The sequence below is a fragment of the Mycobacterium sp. TH-M103 genome (genome assembly GCF_057473785.1).
The window spans coordinates 1-3,223 of the sequence record NZ_JBYCLG010000248.1; the positions used below are offsets into that span (position 1 = coordinate 1).

General features: G+C 69.8%; 3 protein-coding genes. 1 reads left to right on the forward strand and 2 read right to left on the reverse strand.

The features are described 5' to 3' along the window. The coding region (locus AC2VOR_RS14185) for an aldo/keto reductase (RefSeq protein WP_486963982.1) at nt 1–602 on the reverse strand (602 nt) is incomplete at its 3' end. Between the two features lie 80 nt (nt 603–682). Here AC2VOR_RS14185 and AC2VOR_RS14190 point away from each other — a divergent pair. Beyond that, a complete protein-coding gene (locus AC2VOR_RS14190) occupies nt 683–1,987 on the forward strand; it encodes an acyltransferase family protein (protein ID WP_369741601.1) in 1,305 nt (434 codons plus the stop codon). Here the strand turns inward: AC2VOR_RS14190 and AC2VOR_RS14195 are convergent. After that, on the reverse strand, nt 1,977–3,223 hold a 1,247-nt coding region (locus AC2VOR_RS14195), incomplete at its 5' end, for a gamma-aminobutyraldehyde dehydrogenase (RefSeq protein ID WP_486963983.1). The genes AC2VOR_RS14190 and AC2VOR_RS14195 overlap by 11 nt on opposite strands.

Genomic DNA, 3,223 nt, shown 5'->3' on the forward strand with positions numbered 1-3,223 from the left:
GAGTAGGCGACGAAGCCGATCCCGAGTTCACGCAGCACGGCCAGTACCCCGTCCTCGGGGTCGCGGGTCCAGATCGAGTACTCCGATTGCACGGCCGCGACGGGGTGCACGGCGTGCGCCCGGCGGATCGTGTTCACCCCGACCTCGGACAGGCCGATGTGCCGGACCTTTCCGGCGGCCACCAGCTCGGACAACGCCCCCATCGTCTCCTCGATCGGGGTGCCGCGGTCCAGCCGATGTTGATAACAGAGGTCGATGTGGTCGGTCCCCAGCCGCTTGAGCGAACCGTCCACGGCGATGCGGACATTGGCGGGGCTGCTGTCCAGGCCGTCGCGGCCGGTGTGGGAGAGCAGACCGAACTTGGTGGCCAGCACGACCCGGTCGCGACGGCCCTGCAGGGCGCGCGCGACGAGCTCCTCGTTGACGTAGGGGCCGTACACCTCGGCGGTGTCGATGAGCGTGACGCCGAGATCGATGGCGCGATGAATGGTGCGGACGGACTCCGCGTCGTCGCTGCCCGCGCCGGCGTAGGCCACGGACATGCCCATCGCGCCCAGGCCGATGCGACCGACACCGAGGCCACCGAGATTCGCTTGTTTCATGAAGTCATTCTGCCGCGGGCGACTTCGGGCCACGGCGCGGGTACCGTGACCGGCGTGCACCGTATGGACCTTTCGGAGACCTGATGGACGTCGCCACCACGCGGCCGGTGCGCAATCTCGCCGTCGACTTCTACCGGGTCTCCGGTGTGGTGCTGATCGTGCTGGGACATTGGCTGGCCGGGTCGGTGACGTACCAGGACGGACATTTCGGCCGCCAGAATCCGCTGGTCGATATTCCGTGGACCCAGTGGCTGACGTGGTGCTTCCAGGCCGTTCCGGTGTTCTTCCTGGTCGCCGGCTATGCCGGTGGCATCTCCTGGACGCACCGGCGCGCCGGCGACGACTTCTCGCGGCACGCGTGGACCCGGCATCGGCTGGCCCGCGTCCTCGGGCCGACGGCGGTCTACGTCGCGCCGCTGTGGGCCGCCGTGGCGGTAGCGGAATTCCTCGGTGTGTCCGGCTCCCTGCTCGACTACGCCGGCTGGGCGGTGGCCATGCACCTGTGGTTCCTCGCCATCTACATGATCGTGGTGTCGCTGACCCCCATCGCGGTTGCCGCGCAAAGGCGTTGGGGTCTTCGGGTGCCGGCGGCGCTGGCGGTGGGGGTCATCGCGATCGACGCCGCCTCCGTGCACGGCCACATTCCCCACCTCGGATGGCTGAACTACGTGTTCTGCTGGGGGCTGCTCTACCAGCTCGGAATCGCTTGGCACGGCGGCCTGCTGGGCGGGCCCAGGCCGCTGTTGCTCGCGGCCGGGTCGGCGCTCGCGCTGGCACTGCTGATCGGGCCGGGCGGATATCCCGTCAGCATGATCGGCGTCCCCGGCCAGGCCGTCGAGAACACCACGCCGCCGACCGTGGCGCTGCTGGCGTTCGGCTGCACCGAGGCCGGGCTGGCGATCGCGCTCGCCCCGGCGGTCAACCGGGCGCTGCGCGCCGCCCGGGCGCGGCGCGCGCTGTCGGTCGCCAACACCAACGTGATGGCGCTCTATTTGTGGCACATGATCCCGGTCGTGATCGTCGCGGTCGTCGGCTACCCGGCCGGGCTGTTGCCGCAACCGGTCGAGGGATCGGCGGCGTGGTGGCTGGCCCGACTGGCGTGGGTCGCCATCCTGAGTGTGGTGACCGGCGCCGAGATGGTCCTGTTGGCTTGGCAGCGAAGGATTTTCGGTGCCCCGCTCCCCACGCTGGGCGTCCGTCTCCCCCGCCGCTGGGGCGAAGCTGTCACGCTGGCCGGCGCCGCGATGACGGTCTACGGCCTCGAGTTCCTGTCGGCCAACGGCTTCGCCCCGAACGGGCGGTTCCCGTGGGAGGCCGCGACGGTGTTCGCGGCCGGGCTGGTCCTGGTGATGTTTCGTCCCGCGGGTCCCCGGCTCAGCCCGTGAACCCGTGGTAGTGCATGACGTGTTTGATCCGGGTGTAGTCCTCCAACCCGTACAGCGACAGGTCCTTGCCGTACCCGGAGTGCTTGAAGCCGCCGTGCGGCATCTCGGCCACCAGCGGGATGTGGGCGTTGACCCACACGCAGCCGAAGTCCAGCTGCGCCGCCATGCGCGCCGCGGTGTCGGCATTCCGCGTCCACACCGATGACGCGAGCCCGTATTCGGTGCCGTTGGCCAGCGCGACGGCCTCGCGTTCGTCGCCGAACCGCTGCGCGGTCATCACCGGACCGAAGATCTCGGTCGCGACCAGTTCGTCGTCCTGGCGCAGGTCGGCGATCAGGGTGGGCTCGTAGAAGAAGCCGGCCCCGTCCTTGCGGCGGCCCCCGGTGAGAACCCGGGCATGCTCCGGCGCGCCCGACACCAGCCCGGAGACCTTCTCCAGCTGGTTTTCGCTGTTGATCGGCCCGTACAGGATGTCCTCGTCGTCCGGGTCGTAGCCGGTCTTGATCTGGCCCACCGCGTCCGACATGACCGCCAGGAACTCGTCGTAGATGCCGTCGCCGATGATCATGCGCGTGGCCGCGGTGCAGTCCTGGCCGGCGTTGAAGTAACCCGCCTCCGTCAGGCCGCGCACGGTGGCCTCGATGTCGGCGTCGTCGAAGACGACCACCGGCGCGTTGCCGCCGAGTTCGAGGTGCGCACGCTTGAGGTCCCTGGCCGCGCTGGTCGCCACGGCCATGCCGGCCCCGACGGAGCCGGTGATCGACACCAGCTGCGGCACCGGATGCGCGACGAGCTCCGCGCCGGTGTCGCGGTCGCCGCAGACCAGGTTGCACACCCCGGGCGGAAAGATCTCCTGCATCTTCTCCACCATCCAGAACGCCGACGCCGGCGTGGTGTCCGACGGTTTGAGCACCGTCGTGCAGCCGGCGGCCAGCGCCGGCGCGAACTTCCACACCAGCATCAGCATCGGGTAGTTCCACGGCGCCACCTGGGCGACCGGGCCGACGGGTTCGCGGCGCACCGAGGAGGTGTAGCCCGGCATGTACTCGGCCTGGGCGCGGCCTTCGAGGACCCGCGCGGCGCCGGCGAAGAACCGGAGGTGGTCGAGCACCTGCGGGATCTCCTCCGATGTCGTCAACCCGATTGGCTTGCCGGTGTTCTCGCTTTCGATCGCCACGAGTTCGTCGGCGTTGTCCTCGATGACGTCGGCGAGTTTGAGCAGGGCCCGCTGCCGGT